Source organism: Acinetobacter sp. EKM10A (assembly GCF_011075215.1).
In the GTDB taxonomy this organism is placed as follows: Bacteria; Pseudomonadota; Gammaproteobacteria; order Pseudomonadales; family Moraxellaceae; genus Acinetobacter; species Acinetobacter baumannii.
In genome coordinates, this window is sequence record NZ_JAALLK010000010.1 from 87197 (window position 1) to 104039 (window position 16843).

The window sequence follows — 16843 nt, forward strand, 5'->3', positions numbered from 1 at the left end:
TTCTTTTTATTATTGTAAGTTTATGGAGCACAGCGCATGACAGGCTTTTTACCTGTGTCAGGTGCATTCGAATTATCATTTGCCGAGTCGTTACAGCCACTCAGCAGAATGGCGCCGATTAATAAAAAATAAGAATATTTAAAGGAAGTTGTTCCTGTGCATTGCCTTTTCATGACGATATATAGTCCATTTAAAATCTAAAATGGCTAACATAGAAAAGTACAATGACAGTGGCGTGACCTGAATATTTCAATCCAGTGAAAACTATGAAAATTCTAATTTTTCAAATTTCTCACCAGATCAAAACTCAATTGAACTTAAGGCTTTAATTGAATATTTTGCAGCTCACCATCAAAAGTCTCTATGAGGCTTTTAATAACGGGTTGTTGCTGTAATAGTTCTGTAGCCCGATGGAAAGCTTTTTCTTTACGAACGCTTTGCATAACATACGGTGTAGCAGTATTGACTGCACCATACTCGACCGTAAATTGTGTATTTGGCCACTGCTGCTTTAAAGCTTCAATTAGGGCTTGTTGTAGCTGAGTCAACATATTTTCATATTCTTGAGGAATATGGAAAACCGTGTTGCCACCAATTTCCCCAGTCATCACACCATGTTGAGCAAGTTCTTGAACGGCTGGAGAAAGCTGGCTATTTCTAAACCAAAACTCCCACTTTTCAAGTGTCCACTCACCTTCCAAAGTTTGTGATGGCAACTTTAAAATATCTTGTGGCATCAGCTGGTTGTTATCTGTTGCGTTAGGCTCTTTTACCACCGCAACTGTTTCAACAATTTCAGCTTGCATCAATGACTGTTGTTCAATAACAGGTTCAGAAACCAAGTCATAAGCTGACGTATCTTGAACAAGTGAAAATTCAGCATTCGATGCTTCAAATAAACCTATAGGCTCAGCAGTAGAAGCTGGTTCAGGTTCGATTTGTTTGACTTGGGTTTCAGCCTGAACTTGTACTAACTTTTGTTCTGGTACCGGAATGAAATCTTCTTCAAGAACACTAACAGTCTCTTGAACAACTGCTGACTCAAGTCCAATCAACTCATGATGATTTGGGTCAAATACCATTAAGTCCTGATTAGGCTGAGGTTCAGGTTCAGGTTCAGGTTCAGGTTCAGGTTCAGGTTCAGGTTCAGGTTCAGGTTCAGGTTCAGGTTCAGGTTCAACCATAGCGGGTTGGCTAATAACTTCAACAGGCTGAATAGCACTTACAGGAGTAATCTCTTGGGCTGTTTGAGCTTGTGAATTTAGACCTACTTCTGCTTGCCCATTTTGTTGAACAGGCTCTGAAACTAAAATTTCATTTGGTGCTAAAGGACGGAATGCCAATAATCGTAAAACGCACATTTCAAAACCTTGCTCTTGCGTTACGGCAAGCTGCAAGTCTGACCGGCCTTTACATGCGATTTGGTAGTAAAGCTGCAAATCTTGAGCAGAAATCAGTTTAGAAAGCTGAAGAATTTTGGCATTAATTTCTTCACTGTACTTTAAGCCGAGCTCTGGTAAATATTGTAATAAAGCCAACTCATGCAATGTTGAAATGAGCTGATCCAGGACTAATGAGACATCCAAGGCCTGATATCTAAACTGGAGTAATAATTGGCTCACTTTTTCACGTTGGTTTTGATGAACCGCTAAAATCAAATCATATATGATCGTACGGTCAATCAGGCCAAGCATTTCTTTAACATCTTGATGATGTACAGCACCCTGCCCATAAGCAATCGCTTGGTCAGTTAAAGATAATGCATCACGTAATGAACCTTGTGCAGATTCAGCAATTTGCCAGATTGCATCTTGGTCAGCAGCAATCTGTTCTTTTTCAAGAATAGCGCCAAGATGCTTGGTAATTTCATCGACAGCTAAAGGTCGTAGAGTAAATTGCAAACAACGTGAAATAACCGTAATCGGTAGCTTTTGTGGGTCTGTCGTTGCAAACAAAAACTTAACGTGTTCTGGTGGTTCTTCTAGTGTTTTTAATAACGCATTAAAAGAATGCGTCGATAGCATATGTACTTCGTCAATCAGATAAACTTTAAAACGACCTTGCGTTGGCGCATAAGGAACGTTGTCTAAAAGTTCACGCGTATCTTCTACTTTTGTTCTTGAAGCAGCATCGATTTCAATTAGGTCAATAAAACGGCCTTCATTTACCGCTTTACACGTTGCACAAACTTCACATGGTGTAGAAGTCACACCCGTTTCGCAGTTCAAACACTTGGCTAAAATACGTGCGATTGTAGTTTTACCTACACCACGCGTTCCTGTAAATAAATAAGCATGGTGAAGACGACCGCGTTCCAATGCACTGCTTAATGCACGAGAAACGTGGTTTTGCCCCACTAACTCATTGAAATTACGTGGACGGTATTTTCTAGCAAGTACTTGATACATGTATGCTCCTTGTTACAGGCATAAGCATACTTTGTTTTTAAAAGAGTGTGAACGCATAAAGCTCATATCCGTACAGATAAACTGCGAACTGGCTTCTTTTCTCTACCAGAACCGTTTATTTGTCTAAGGATGATCATGGTGTAACTCCTGATCTGTAACACCCTCATCCATCGTTTGCACGAGTCCCACCCCATCCTTAATTTCAGCCGAATAATTTCCCTTCTCGGTAAAAATTTGCATAATCGTATAGTGGTCTTTTTGACTTTGAGTAATGGTAAAGAAATTTTGATTCGGATCACCCTGATCAAATTTACCGATCCACCGAACAATATCTTGGTCAACAGGTTCGATCTCTACAATTTTACCCGTGCGATTAATGCCATATTCCAACATTTGGAACTTAACAGTGTCACCCACTTTTTTAAGTTCAATCACATTTGGATCATATTTAATGACCATACCTTCTGCATTTTTAATTAGTGGAAAATTAACATTAGAAGGTATTTGATCCTTTTCTATTTCATTAAAAACAATCTGTTGCTGAGACAATCTTTCTTTTTCAGACGGACTCAAATTCAGTATATTTTGACGAGCAAATTCATTCTGATTCTCTGCCATTTTTTGCCCAGTCCCTTGCCCATTTTCTGAAGACGACGTTAAAGCAGAAGAGCTTTGCTGTGAAAAGGCAAACCAGATTAAAACTGCTAACGCCACGCAAGCGATAGCAGTTCCTATTAACAATTTATTTTTCTTCATTATTTACAGCTAGAAATAGAGATTAATTATATAGAGAAATTTTCTGCGCATTCAGATTAATGACACTGACCGCATCAATTTTTCCATCTACACCTAAACGTACGCCATATTTAGGGTTATATAGATAGGGACTCGAATAAAAATTAATGTTATTACCACCCATTGCTGTACTTCCTAACGGATGAGCAAAGCCTGAGCCAATATTGGTTGAACCATTATGGTATAGGCCTAGATTGTGCCCAACTTCATGACGCATAGCAGCGAAAGAACAACCGGCAATATCATTTGCGCCAATCATGTTATATGCAGAAGCATTAATCCAAGCCCAACCACAACCGCCATCACCCGGTTCATTACCTTGATAATAGACACCGTCTGCCAATACACGTTTACGCTCATTTTGTACCGTGGTGTCATCTCGTCCAGTCGAGATTGCTTCTTTTAAAGTGGTAGCAGGGATTTTATAAGTTAGATAACCTACATCTCTTAAATAAAAACGTGCATTCGAATTTTCAGCAGTTAAATTCGTTAAATTTACGCCTTCAATCATTCTAAGTTTAGCAGCGCTTTCTCCTAAAATTGAGTTTACCTCTGGGCTAGAAACCAACAACATATCAATTGTATAACTATCTACTGTCCAGCCTTGAGCGGTGTAGATAAAACGGCGATTTTCACCCTTTTTAATTGCAGTAGACAAGCCATTAGCGGCATTAATATAAGTGTCTGCCGATGCATTAGACACAATAACAACTTTATCGCCGACTTGAGCTTTAGCAGGTAGCTGCAAGGTCGGTTGCCAATTTGAAGTAGACAGTTTCACCTTTAAAGTGGGCTGCGTCATATTCGGTAAAGTTGCTGGGATTGTTGCTGTAGAATCAATCACCTTTGTAGGTGAAGAGATCAACTGCCAATATCCTTTGTCGCTTACATACATAAACTCGTATTGATCGCCTGTTTTAAGCATTAGGGTCGCTTGGCTATTAATATTTGTATTATTAATTTTTGCAGACCAAGTCGCTGTAGACTTGATAATAATTCTATCCCGATCACTTGCAGTGCTCGGCAAAGTGAAATTGGAAACCCAGTTTCCATCTCCAAATGAAACTTCTGTAAGTGGACTATTAACTGTCGCTAATGACGTTCCAATTTGCTGAACATTTAGCTTCTGAGGTTTTATATACTCTGGAACCCATTTTCCTAAAGCAGAATAATATTTGAACCAATATTCAGAGCCATTTTTTAATGTAAAACTGCTCGGGAATAGTAAATTTGTTTTATCAATGTCCGAACTTGCACTTGCTGTAGAAACAACTTGTAAGGTTGTTCCATCACGGACATCACTCGGTAATGCTATGGTTTGTGCCCATTTGTCATTTTGAATAAGTACTTTTTGCATTGATGCAGTTGTTAATGGAACGACTTCATAGGTCGCACCATTAGTAGGACTCACTGTCGCTAACTGAGCGATCCATTTATTTTGACTACTATTAAAGATGAATTGGTAAACATCACCACTATTTATCTTTAATACTTCTAACGGAATATTGGTATTAGAAGTATCTAAATAGCTACTATAGGCAGCACTAGAACGAATTGTAATTTTGTCCAAATTATTAGCGCTTGAGGGTAAAGTTAGGTTTTTGACCCAATTCCCATTTGCTAGATTAAATTCTAAATCTGAATAACCGGATGGAATTGATCCACTATTATTATTCTGATTTGGTGAAAGTACAGTTGCGGCATATACAAGTGAAGACGCAACAATTGCTCCAATAATGAGTGATGTTTTTAATTTAAAATTCACAGCAGCCTCTTTTATTTGTTTTTAGATTTTTCGAATAGCAGGTTAGCAAACCATTTTTACGCAGTCAATTTCACAATAATTATTTTTTCATTAAATTTCAATTACATGACCACTGAATCATTTTGAAATAAAAATATGAACCTTTTTAAAGAATAGTTTATTTATGAGAATTAAATAACCAATTTTTAATATGTAGAAAATATTAAAAAGATATTTAAGGATAAAAAGAAAGGTAGTCTCTCTTTTTATCCTTTAGTTTTAATTTACTTTATTTGGAAAGCTCAGCCAGACAAATACAGTTAAAAGGAAGAAACAGATCGCTGAGATGGTAAGCACCCAACTATGGGCATAGCTAAAAGCTTGCTGCGCAACTGCAATTAATTGTCCTCCCAAAGGATTTTCAAGGTTAGACGCTAATTGCATGGTTTCTCCAATCGAGATATTCGCTTTTTCAATTAAGTCCGTTGGGAGCTGTTCTGGCAAAATAATTGAACGACTATAAAACCAAGATAACATTAACCCAAATATAGCAACGCCCAAACCAGCCCCAAGCTCATAGGCCATCCCTTCAATGGCACCTGCTGCACTCGCCTTTTGCGGAGGTACAGATGACATAATCGCAGCAGTTGAAGCAAGTAAGGCAATCTCAATGCTAAAGCCTAAAAAGACCATACACGTCCATGCTAAAAAGTGGTCAGTTGAAAAGTTAAGCTGGGCAAGTCCCCATAGACTAAATCCACTTATTAAAATACCAACAGTAGATACAAGTCTAAGTCCCCACTTATTCAAGCAAATTCCAGCTAATGGACCACCTAAACTAATCGCAATCATGAATGGAATAATAAACATAGCTGCCTGTAATGGTGAAAACCCATGCACAAACTGCAACTCTTGAGACAGTAATAATTCAAAGCCAACCAAAGCAATCATGGACACAACTGCCATAACAATACTGGTAGAAATCACAGGATGTTTAAACAATTCCAGATCAATCATTGGTGTCGTAGCTCTTTTTTGGCTTCGAATGAAGTGAATTAATGTGCTTATACCCACCACAAACATCACAACCGTGAGCACCGAGAAGTTATACATAGCCGATTTGATTGAATAGATCAGGCTTAAAATGGCTACAACCAAAACTAAAGCTTGCCCTAAGTTAATTGGCTGATCAGTTTTCTCTTGTTGTTTAGGAATGATCATCACGATCATAACTAGAACCACTAAAATGATCGGGATATTAATGAGGAATACAGCTCCCCAGTGGAAATGCTCTAATACAAAACCACCAACTAGTGGACCAAAAGCTGCTCCACCTCCACCTACTGTAGACCAAAGACCAAGTGCAAAATTTCTCTGTTTTTCTTCGGTAAAAGCATTACGGATACCTGATAAAGTGGCAGGAATAAGCATAGCTGCCCCTAGACCTAAGACAGCACGAGAAGCAATTAAGGCATAGGCAGTTGGAGAAAAAGCCGCAGCTAAAGAACCAACACCAAAAACTGCGGTTCCAATAAATAATAATTTTTTAAAGCCAATACGATCACCGAGTGCACCCATCGGTAAAATCAAACCCGCCATAATCAGTGAATAAATATCAATAATCCACAAAAGCTGATTGGCAGTTAAATTCAATGCTGCACTTAAAGATGGTGTTGCAACATGCATCACCGTTGCATCAATCGTAACAGGTAAATAAATGAGGACGATAATTGTGAGGATTAACCATTTTTTTTGCATAACGCTCTTCGATATCCAAAACTTGGACATGTGTTCAAATTGCGGTTATTATATACACAATTGGACACTTGTCCAACTTTAAATTTTAATGTAGTTTGTGTCGAATTCAGTCAGGTGTAAGAAACATGGCCTATCTTAATCGCGATCAACGCAGAGAAATGATTCTGCAAGCTGCCATGCAAATTGCTTTGGCTGAAGGTTTTACAGCCATGACGGTACGTAGAATCGCAACAGAAGCACAAACCTCTACCGGACAAGTCCATCATCATTTTTCTTCGGCATCTCATTTAAAAGCTGAAGCTTTTTTAAAGCTGATGGAACAGCTTGATGAAATTGAACAAACTCTCCAAACAACTAGCCAATTTCAAAGACTCTTCATCTTATTAGGTGCAGAAAATATAGACAGGCTTCAGCCCTACTTACGTTTATGGAATGAAGCTGAACTCTTGATTGAACAAGATGCAGAAATACAAAAAGCGTATAACCTCGCCATGCAAAGTTGGCATCAAGCTATTGTGCAATCGATTGAAGGCGGTCAAAAAGAAGGCGAATTTAAAAATAGGTCTAATTCCACAGATATTGCATGGCGACTCATTGCCTTTGTTTGCGGATTAGAAGGGATTTATAAACTTGGTTTACAAGGTTTGGCTGAAGAAGATTTTAAGCGTCATACCGAAGCAATTATTCGCCTAGAATTATTATAAATGTTGAGCTGGCATTGCTTAAAAATACCAGCTTTAAAATACTAAAATTAGAACCAGCCTTTACGGCCTTTTAAAATTTGGTCGGTGCAACGTAAAGCTTCTTGGGTCAGGCCCCACAAACGATAATCGCCTGTGATTGAACCAATCTGGAAGTTATGAGTATAAGCAAAGCTAAGGTCACGCTCAGGATCGCACCACGCTCCTGAACCATTGTAACCAATATGCCCAAAACCATTTTTTGCACGTTTACCCATGGTAATAATACGGTGATATCCTAAGCGCCAATTCATCGGTATTGGCATGACACGATCACGTGCATAACTTTGAATAGTACTAAGTTCTTTAAATATTTCTGGGTGAATCAATTGCTGTCCATCCCATTCACCTTGATTTGCTAGCATCGCATAAATTTTAGCAAGGCTATTTGCAGTAAATGTCCCGTTCGCTGCCGGAATGACTGCTTGCAGTCCCTCATCACTAAAGAAACTAAAATTTTTCATTCCTTTTGGAATCATGGCATCCTGAAAGTCTTGCGGGTCTTGACCCGTCCATGTAATCACTTTTTCAGAGAGTGAACTCTTACGCGTCTGTGGCTTTTTAGGTTTTTCAACTTGAGTAGATGCTGGTTTTTCTGGTTTTGGTTGAATAATTAAACGTGCTACACGATCCAACTCATTTGCAGGCGTTCCAAAATAAGCACCATCTAGCTGTAATGGCTCAACAAGATATTTTTGCATGAGCTGATCTAAAGATTGACCAGTTGCTTTTTCAAGTATGCCACCGACAAGCCAACCGAATGTTAAAGCTTGATAAGCATTGCCCTCTCCTGCAAGGAATCTTGGCTTAGTCGCCGCGACCACTTCTAACATATGTGACCAGTCGAGCATTTCTCTCGCACTTTCGATGATATTTCGAACATCAAACATGCCGCTTTGATGGCTTAGCACATGACGCAAAGTCATTTGCTCTTTTCCATTTTGAGCAAACTCAGGCCAATAGGTCGCAATCGGTTTGTCGTATTCTAAAAACCCTTCACTTACCAAAATATGCGCTAAAGTTGCAAGTACACCTTTACCCGTAGAGTAGCAAACTGCCAATGTGTCAGGTTGCCAAGCTTCAGTTTGTGATTTTAGACCGGTGTAGATATCTACAACTTTTTGGCCTCTAAAATAAACCGCTAAAGCAGCTCCACCTTGTCCTGTTCTAGCATCTTGAAGACGGCTGAACTGGTGAGCTAAATCAATAAAACGTTCATCTAAAATACCGTGATAGTTATGGGTATCGGCCAGTAAAATTTCTTTAATCACATGAAGTTCCTTGCATTTTTTTGTTATTTTCCTCAAAAGCAGCCCAAACCTCTGTTCAGGCTGCTGCTATTTTTATAATGCTTTTACAGTTCCTGCAACATGCGGTTTTTGTGATTTGGCATTACGAATCAAGAAATCTGTCTTTTTATCTGCATTTGCCGTTAAAAACTCAACTTTTGATGGCAAGAACATTGGCAGCTTAAACCATACATCTGCTTCATAAGCATTTGGTAATTCAAGATTCGCTAATGCTTTCGCTTTACTCCACATGCCATGCGCAATGGCTTGCTTAAAGCCAAAAGCTTTTGCTGTAATAGCATGAATATGAATTAAGTTAAAATCACCAGACACTTTCGCATAACGGCGACCAGTGTTTTCTAAAATATTCCACTCTGCCTTTGGAACATAAGCTGGCACTTGTTCTTCTTTAGCTTTCTCACCTACTCTTTTCTCAACTTTTTGGCGAGATAAATAAGTTGTTAAGCCTTCCATCACCACTTCATTGCCAACTTTTGCCGTGGTAATAAAGTCAAACTGAACGCCTTTATCATGTGGTTTTAGTTCCCCAAATTTACATGACAGAGTGAGTTTTTCAGTTACGCCAATCGGTCTGGTCTGTTTAATCTGGTTACGGATATGCACTAAACCTAAAATTGGAAATGGGAAGGCTTCTGCTGTCATCATGTGCATTTGCAAGCTTTGAGAAAGTACCGCTAGATAAATTGCCGGTACAAAGCCATTATTTTGAAAGCCACATACTTCGTTATAAGCCTTCAAATGGTTCTGATCAATTTCTAGGGTATCTACCACATATTCAACTTGCGGTAAGATTTTTGGGCCTTTAGGCTTTTTAAAAATTAAACCTTGCACTACTTTTGGATAAGCCAATGCCGCTTTTGGTAGCTGGCTAAAATGACGAGTATTCATACCTAACCTTTTATAATTTATAAATTCTTGAATAAAAAAGGGATGCACAAGCACCCCTTTTAGCTAAAAGTGCTTAAGCGCCCAACAAGCTTTGACCGCACACGCGTACAACGTTGCCATTTACACCTGTAGAAGCAGTTGATGCAAACCATGCAATTGTTTCTGCTACATCAACAGGTAAACCGCCTTGTTGCATTGAGTTCATACGGCGACCAGTTTCACGAATTGCAAATGGAATCGCAGCAGTCATTTGAGTCTCGATAAAGCCAGGTGCTACTGCATTAATGGTAATACCATTTTTTAGAATAGGTGCAGTAAATTTAACTAGGCCAATTACACCCGCTTTCGATGCAGCATAGTTGGTTTGACCAAGGTTACCAGCAATACCGCTAATTGATGATACACAAACAATACGGCCATTTGCGTTTAGACCATCGTTTTCTAACAAGTAGTCATTTACGCGTTCAGCAGCAGACAAGTTAATGTTAATGACCAAGTCCCAAAGCTCTGGCTTCATGTTTGCCAAAGTTTTGTCACGAGTAATACCCGCGTTATGAACGATAATATCTAAACCGCCTTGTTTTGCCGCAGCAGCTTTAATTTTTTCGCCCGCATCAGCAGCTGTAATGTCAATTGCCAATGTAGAACCGCCAATGTCAGCTGCTACACGGTCAAGATCAGCTTGTTGTTGTGGTACGTCTAAACAAATAACATGAGCACCGTCACGTGCCAACACATGTGCAATTGCCTCACCAATACCACGGCTTGCACCAGTTACTAACGCAGTTTTTCCAGCAAGCGGTTTTGCCCAATCAACATCAACTACATCTGCTTTAGAAACACGAATCACTTGACCAGATACATAAGCTGAACGTGGTGAAAGCAAGAAGCGTAATGTTGATTCAAGGTTTGCAGCAGCACCTTCGTCTACATACACAACTTGAGCAGTAATACCCTTTTTAAATTCTTTACCTACAGATTTGATAAAGCCTTCAAGTGCACGCTGAGCAATCGCCTGTTTTACAGTTTTTGCAGTTTCAGGCGTTGTACCAATAACAATCACTCGACCAGAAGTCGCAACTTGACGTGCAATCGGATTAAAGAATTTATAAAGTTCGTTTAACTGTTCTGAGTTTTGAATACCAGATGCATCAAATACAACTGCTTTGAATTTTGATTCTTTATCGCCTGCATTGAATGGACGTAAATTTAAACCAACTTTTGCAGCTTCTTGTTGTAATGCAACATTATTGCCTACATAGCTATCTGCATGAATATTGCTAAGTACTTGTGCAATCGCACCAGACAAAACGCTTGACGGCGCCGCGCCAACCAATACTGCACCTTTCACTACTGGCTGAGCACTTTCAAAACGCTCTAATACAACAGGCGAAGGTAAACCCAGATTTTTAACAACGAATTTACCAATAGGAGATTGCGTAAATGCTTGGTATTGATCAGTCATGATTATTATCTCTCAAAGAAATGAATTTTCTACGACAGGCTTCATTATGTTATGAGATGGATAGAAACAATATGAAAGCAGTCGTTCATTAGAGTTACTCCAAATCATACTTGAGTTCATCTTAGGATGTCTTGACCTGAATACTATCTACAATGTCATTCTAGTCAATACAGGTCTATTTGAATTGTGTTAAGGTAGCTAACAAGAATATCGTTATTATGCTTGGAAAAGCCTTATGAGCAAAACAACTCAAGAAAATCCAGCAGTCGAGAATTCTGCTCAGGAAAAAGTGTCAAATACATCAAAGTCGGCTTCTAACACGGCTAAGCGTAACAACACTACTCCTAAAGCAGCAACTAATACACCAAAAACGACACGTACTCGTTCAACGACTGCACCTGCACGTAGCCTTCGTAGTAAGAGCGCTGCTTCAGCAACCCCGTCTACATCTTCAAATGTAGCTGCAGCACCAAAAGCAACAAAAACCAAAACTTCTGTTCAACAGGATAAAACCATGAGTCAAAACACTGTTCGCCGCGTTGCAATCCTTGGTGGCAACCGTATTCCATTTGCACGTTCAAATACTGCTTATTTTAAAGCGTCTAATTCTGACATGCTGACAGCAGCATTGAATGGTTTGGTTGAGCGCTTTAACTTACAAGGTAAACGTATTGGCGAAGTTGTTGCGGGCGCAGTTTTAAAACATAGCCGTGACTTCAACATGACTCGTGAAGTTGTATTGAGCACAGATCTTGCTCCTGAAACTCCTGCTTACGACATCCAAATTGCATGTGGTACAGGTTTACAAGCAGCATTTGTTGTTGCTAACAAAATTGCGCTTGGTCAAATCGACGTAGGTATTGCAGGTGGCGTAGATACAACTTCTGACGCACCGATTGCTGTAGGTGATGGTTTACGTAAGGTTTTACTTGAGCTTAATGTTGCTAAAACGGGTAAAGACCGCCTTAAAGCACTCACAAAAATTGATTTTAAAAAGCTTCTTGATGCACCAAGCAATGGTGAACCGCGTACTGGCCTTTCAATGGGTGAGCACCAAGCAATCACTGCTTTAGAATGGGGTATCACTCGCGAAGCACAAGACGAATTAGCTGCAAGCAGCCATCAAAAACTTGCTGCTGCTTATGAGCGTGGTTTCTTTGATGACTTAATGACTCCATTCTTAGGTCTTAACCGTGACAACAACTTACGTCCTGACAGTACAGTTGAAAAACTTGCTAAGTTAAAACCAGTTTTCGGTAAAGGCGAAACTGCAACAATGACAGCGGGTAACTCAACTCCGTTGACTGATGGTGCTTCTGTGGTATTGCTTGCTTCTGAAGAATGGGCAAAAGAAAACGGACATGAAGTTTTAGCTTATCTTTCTTTCTCTGAAACAGCAGCTGTTGACTTCATTGGCAAGAACGGTCCTAAAGAAGGCTTATTGATGGCTCCTGCTTATGCAGTACCTCGTATGCTTAAGCGTGCTAACCTTAAGCTTCAAGACTTCGATTTCTACGAAATCCATGAAGCATTTGCATCTCAAGTACTCTCTACCTTAAAAGCTTGGGAAGATGAAAAATTCTGTAAAGAACGTCTTGGCTTAGATGCACCATTGGGTTCAATTGACCGCTCTAAACTGAACGTAAATGGTTCATCTTTAGGTGCAGGTCACCCATTTGCTGCAACTGGTGGTCGTATCTTGGCTACTGCAGCTAAATTAATTAATGAAAAAGGTTCAGGCCGCGCATTAATCTCGATCTGTACAGCAGGCGGTGAAGGTGTGGTTGCGATTGTAGAAAAATAATTTCTATTTATCGACCAAAAAAATAAGCACCCATCTGGGTGCTTATTTCATTTCAATCTATGTGAATTAATGAAGTGATGCTGCTTTAGCATTTGGGAAAAACTTATCTTCAATATGGTCATAGCACCACTGGAAAATAAAGGTATAAACCAAAATACATAAGGTCAAACCTATATCTAAAATAAATGCATCAATCACTGTCATCTGCATCATATATGCAATCATTGGAACAGTCGCAATCAGCAAACCACCCTCAAAACCAATCGCATGTAAAATCCGCACAGGGATCGTTCTTTCCCAATTAAATTTATGCTCTACTTTTTCGAAATAGTGGTTAAAAATCATATTCCAGAAAACTGAAACCACTGCCATAAACACACCAAGTGTTCCGGTCACTTCCATCGGCATGTCAAAAATAAAACTTAATGCAATCGCAATGATGACCAACAAAATTCCTTCATAACTGATTGCATGAATGAGTCTTCTCTTGGAAATCAACATTTTTAAATACTCAATAATAACTTGGATAATGTGCATTTTATTTTTATAATTTTGATTAATCCAATTAGGTTCTTTCATTTTTTTTGATAGATGAATATTAATCAAGAACAACTTCTCATGTTCCAAGCCGTTATGGAAACAGGTTCATTTTCAGCAGCAGCAAGGAAACTCGGTAAAGTCCCCTCTGCTGTGAGTATGTCGATTGCTAATTTAGAAATTGATCTGAACCTGACTTTATTTGAACGTAAAGGCCGCGAACCTACTCCTACAGCCGAAGCACGAGTGCTATATGAAAAAACGGCGCAACTATTGATTGAAATGAATCAATGGAAACAGCACGCGCATGCATTAAGTACTGGGCTGGAACCTAATCTTACTATTGTTGTGGTGTCTGAGCTGCTACATACCAATTGGACCGACTATGTTTGCCTGCTAGAAAGTCGCTTTCCCGATCTACAAATTAATATTGTATCTGCCCCTCAAGAAGATGCGCTTCAAATGTTGTTAGATGGATCTGCCCAACTGGCCCTTATGTTTGAACGTGAGCATTTAGACAATAGAGAACAGTTTGTTGAACTCAAACGTGAAGCCTTAATTCCTGTTATTTCAAAAACCCATCCGCTCGCAAGCCAAGAGCATGTTTCATATGAGCAGATTTTAGGTACAAGACAAATTGTGGTGGCAAGTCGAGATGAAACATTAAAACCCGAATTATTATTTTCAAAACATTACTGGCGTACAGACAACCACCACTCTGCTTGCTTAATGATTTTACGTAATTTAGGTTGGGGCGTACTTCCGCAAGAGATGTTTAAAGAAAATCCTGAGTTAAACAATAAGCTTAAAGCATTAGATGTATTTGATTTTACGCCTCGATTTGAATATTACGTTGATTTGGTCTGGAGCCGCGAAAGTGAACTCGGTGCTGCTGCACGGTTTTTGATTGACTATATTCGTAATAAGCGAATGCAACCAGCTCCGTAAAATCATTTCAATTTAGATGCAGAACCTAAACGTTTTTCTTTGAAACATAACAATTGATATATCGACAGTATGGATAGAGTTTGTGCTATAAAGAAAACATAAGATTTTTTATTGAAGATGTTGAATATCAATGACTCATACAGCACTTGACCAATTAAAAACATTAACGACCGTTGTTGCTGACAGTAGCGACCTTGAAGCAATTCGTAAATTTCGTCCCTTAGATGCTACGACGAATCCTTCGTTAATTACCGCTGCGGCAGAGCAACCAGAAAGTAAAGAGCTCATTGAAGATGCTTATTATCAAGCCAAAGAAGAAGGCTATAAAAATGATGAACTGATTGAAAGAACCATTGATATTTTAACCGTAAAATTTGGTGTAGAAATTTTAAAACTTATAGAAGGCCGTGTTTCTACAGAAGTCGATGCTGCACTTTCATACGACACCGAAGCAACCATTCAAAAAGCACATGAATTATGTGAGCTTTATAAAGGATATGGGATCGATCAGTCACGTATTCTTATTAAAATTGCATCGACCTGGGAAGGTATTCAAGCGGCTAAAGTGCTTGAAGCTGAAGGAATTGCCTGCAACCTCACTCTCCTTTTCGGTTTACATCAAGCCCAAGCGTGTGCAGATGCCAAAGTTACTTTAATCTCACCTTTTGTAGGCCGTATTTTAGACTGGTACAAAAAAGCTGAAGGTGTAGGTTCTTACCCAATCGAGAAAGATCCAGGTGTGGTTTCAGTTAAGAAAATCTACACTTACTACAAGCAGCAAAATATTCCAACTCAAGTCATGGGTGCGAGCTTCCGTAGCATCGACCAAGTGCTAGGCCTTGCAGGATGTGATTTGCTTACGATCTCTCCAAGCTTGCTAACGCAGCTTGAGCAAGATACGCGTACAGTCGATGCAGCACTTGATGCAAACAAAGCAAAACAGGCAGAAGCGATTGTTAGACCAGCTCAAGATGAGCAAAGTTTTAAAGATGAACTTAACCATGACTTAATGGCATTCCAACTTTTACAAGGTGGTGTTGATGGCTTTATTAAAGCGCGAGATCAATTAAGTCTTTTATTACGTCAATCTTTTGGAATTGATGCAGAAATTAAATCTTAAAAACTGCACTTTTCATACAAAATTACCGATTTTTGTTATCATGACAAAAATCGGTTTTTTATTGGGTTTCTCGTGTTCGGCATAACAGACTTAACAACATATATTATTGGTACATTCCTAATTGTGTTATTGCCAGGACCCAATTCTCTTTATGTGATGTCGATTGCTTCACGCTATGGTATTAAAACCGGATATATGGGTGCACTTGGTATTTTTACCGGTGACTTAATTTTAATGCTCTGTACTGTACTTGGTGCAGCTTCTTTATTAAAAGCATTCCCTTGGGTTTTTATTGTACTTAAACTCGTCGGCGCACTTTACTTGTCTTATTTAGGTTTTAAGCTTTTACAAGGCAGTATTCAGCGCTGGAAATTACGTAATCAACCCCAAGCAGAAATGGCTGATTTACCTGCTTTAGATAAAGTTCACCCTTATAAAACAGCCTTAAGTATTAGTTTACTCAACCCTAAAGCGATTTTATTTTTCCTGTCTTTCTTTGTGCAGTTTGTTGAACCGGATTATGCCTATCCAGCTTTAAGCTTTTTAATTTTAGCGGTGATTTTACAAATTATTAGCTTTAGTTATTTAACTGCGCTTATTTTCTCTGGAATTAAACTTTCAACTTTTTTCAAACAAAACCATAAAATTGCAGCAAGCGGAATTTTCTTAGTTGGCATTTTATTTTTCGGATTTGGCTTAAAGCTGGCAACTTCAACAATGTAAGCTGCCGAGTCAAGGAAGTCGAAACCTATTAAGTTGTTAAAATGCCAGCATGCCATCTGTTTTAACTTCATTGAGCACAAAAAATGTCCTCACCTGTCTTACCCCAGGTAAGGCAATAATTTTTTCACTATGAAAACGGTTAAAAGCAGCCAAATCTTTAACACGAATTTTTAGAAAGTAATCGACTTCTCCGGCAACCAAGTAACATTCTAGAACATTCTCCAAATCACCTGCTGCTTGTTCAAACGCCTGAAAGCTATCAGGTGTCGAGCGATCCAGCACTACTCCGACCAAAACAATAGTCTCACGTTGCACCATACCCGGATTGATTCGAGCACGCACATCCAAGATGGCCCCAATCTTAAAAAGACGCTGAGTATGGTTCCAACATGACGAAGTACTAATGCCAACAAGTTTTGCCAGTTCAGCATTACTTAAACGTCCATTCTCTTGTAAACAGCGCATAATTTTCAATTCAAGAGGTGTTAAATTTTCAGCCTGCTCATCCATAAAACAATATCCCAAATTCACCGTTTGTTGTGAAATAAATAATATCATTACTGGCTATTTAAAAAATATTCTTTCATTTTAAAGTCAAAAATA

The 16843-nt window shown here is 39.0% G+C and carries 15 protein-coding genes; 5 read left to right on the plus strand and 10 right to left on the minus strand.

Going from position 1 to position 16843, the window contains the following annotated elements; all coding sequences use genetic code 11:
* Nucleotides 1–20 precede the first annotated feature (20 nt).
* The 5 genes from G9371_RS13285 to amvA form a co-directional block, all read right to left on the minus strand.
* On the minus strand, nucleotides 21–173 hold the full coding sequence (locus G9371_RS13285; RefSeq protein ID WP_002046836.1) for a hypothetical protein: 153 nt from the start codon (nucleotides 171–173) through the stop codon (nucleotides 21–23).
* Between the two features lie 144 nt (nucleotides 174–317).
* Nucleotides 318–2408, minus strand: a complete 2091-nt coding sequence (locus G9371_RS13290; protein WP_000285243.1) for a DNA polymerase III subunit gamma/tau — start codon at nucleotides 2406–2408, stop codon at nucleotides 318–320.
* 123 nt (nucleotides 2409–2531) lie between these two features.
* Complete coding sequence (cpaB, locus tag G9371_RS13295) at nucleotides 2532–3164, minus strand: metalloprotease secretion chaperone CpaB (RefSeq protein ID WP_029424724.1); 633 nt, start codon at nucleotides 3162–3164, stop codon at nucleotides 2532–2534.
* A 22-nt stretch (nucleotides 3165–3186) separates the two neighbouring features.
* The gene (gene cpaA, locus G9371_RS13300) at nucleotides 3187–4968 is read right to left on the minus strand and encodes a metalloendopeptidase CpaA (protein ID WP_029424723.1); all 1782 of its coding nucleotides are present in this window, start codon (nucleotides 4966–4968) and stop codon (nucleotides 3187–3189) included.
* A 258-nt stretch (nucleotides 4969–5226) separates the two neighbouring features.
* Complete coding sequence (gene amvA, locus G9371_RS13305; RefSeq protein ID WP_029424722.1) at nucleotides 5227–6705, minus strand: multidrug efflux MFS transporter AmvA; 1479 nt, start codon at nucleotides 6703–6705, stop codon at nucleotides 5227–5229.
* A gap of 125 nt (nucleotides 6706–6830) precedes the next feature.
* Between amvA and G9371_RS13310 the strand changes: the two genes are divergently transcribed.
* Nucleotides 6831–7409, plus strand: coding sequence for a TetR family transcriptional regulator (locus G9371_RS13310; RefSeq protein WP_000323806.1), 579 nt, complete (start codon nucleotides 6831–6833; stop codon nucleotides 7407–7409).
* A gap of 47 nt (nucleotides 7410–7456) precedes the next feature.
* Here the strand turns inward: G9371_RS13310 and G9371_RS13315 are convergent, their stop codons facing one another.
* From G9371_RS13315 to G9371_RS13325, 3 genes are all read right to left on the minus strand, one after another.
* Nucleotides 7457–8716 (minus strand): serine hydrolase domain-containing protein, encoded by a 1260-nt coding sequence (locus G9371_RS13315; RefSeq protein WP_029424721.1) that lies wholly within the window; start codon nucleotides 8714–8716, stop codon nucleotides 7457–7459.
* A 72-nt stretch (nucleotides 8717–8788) separates the two neighbouring features.
* Entirely contained in the window at nucleotides 8789–9643 is an 855-nt protein-coding gene (locus G9371_RS13320; protein ID WP_001097355.1) for a MaoC family dehydratase, read from the minus strand.
* A gap of 73 nt (nucleotides 9644–9716) precedes the next feature.
* Nucleotides 9717–11108, minus strand: a complete 1392-nt coding sequence (locus tag G9371_RS13325) for a 3-oxoacyl-ACP reductase (protein ID WP_029424720.1) — start codon at nucleotides 11106–11108, stop codon at nucleotides 9717–9719.
* Between the two features lie 235 nt (nucleotides 11109–11343).
* On the opposite strand from G9371_RS13325, the gene G9371_RS13330 reads away from it, so the two are divergent.
* Nucleotides 11344–12912, plus strand: coding sequence for an acetyl-CoA C-acetyltransferase (locus G9371_RS13330; RefSeq protein WP_029424719.1), 1569 nt, complete (start codon nucleotides 11344–11346; stop codon nucleotides 12910–12912).
* Between the two features lie 66 nt (nucleotides 12913–12978).
* On the opposite strand, the gene aceI is transcribed toward G9371_RS13330, so the two are convergent.
* Entirely contained in the window at nucleotides 12979–13413 is a 435-nt protein-coding gene (gene aceI, locus G9371_RS13335) for a chlorhexidine efflux PACE transporter AceI (protein WP_002010078.1), read from the minus strand.
* Nucleotides 13414–13503: 90 nt separating this feature from the next.
* Here aceI and G9371_RS13340 point away from each other — a divergent pair, with 90 nt between their 5' ends.
* From G9371_RS13340 to leuE, 3 genes are all read left to right on the plus strand, one after another.
* Nucleotides 13504–14397: a LysR family transcriptional regulator gene (locus G9371_RS13340; RefSeq protein WP_001024733.1), complete on the plus strand. Its 894-nt coding sequence runs from the start codon at nucleotides 13504–13506 to the stop codon at nucleotides 14395–14397.
* 130 nt (nucleotides 14398–14527) lie between these two features.
* On the plus strand, nucleotides 14528–15517 hold the full coding sequence (gene tal, locus G9371_RS13345) for a transaldolase (protein WP_029424718.1): 990 nt from the start codon (nucleotides 14528–14530) through the stop codon (nucleotides 15515–15517).
* Between the two features lie 72 nt (nucleotides 15518–15589).
* Nucleotides 15590–16240: a leucine efflux protein LeuE gene (gene leuE, locus G9371_RS13350; protein ID WP_000467074.1), complete on the plus strand. Its 651-nt coding sequence runs from the start codon at nucleotides 15590–15592 to the stop codon at nucleotides 16238–16240.
* 36 nt (nucleotides 16241–16276) lie between these two features.
* Here the strand turns inward: leuE and G9371_RS13355 are convergent, their stop codons facing one another.
* Nucleotides 16277–16750 (minus strand): Lrp/AsnC family transcriptional regulator, encoded by a 474-nt coding sequence (locus G9371_RS13355; RefSeq protein WP_000344223.1) that lies wholly within the window; start codon nucleotides 16748–16750, stop codon nucleotides 16277–16279.
* Between the last annotated feature and the right edge of the window lie 93 nt (nucleotides 16751–16843).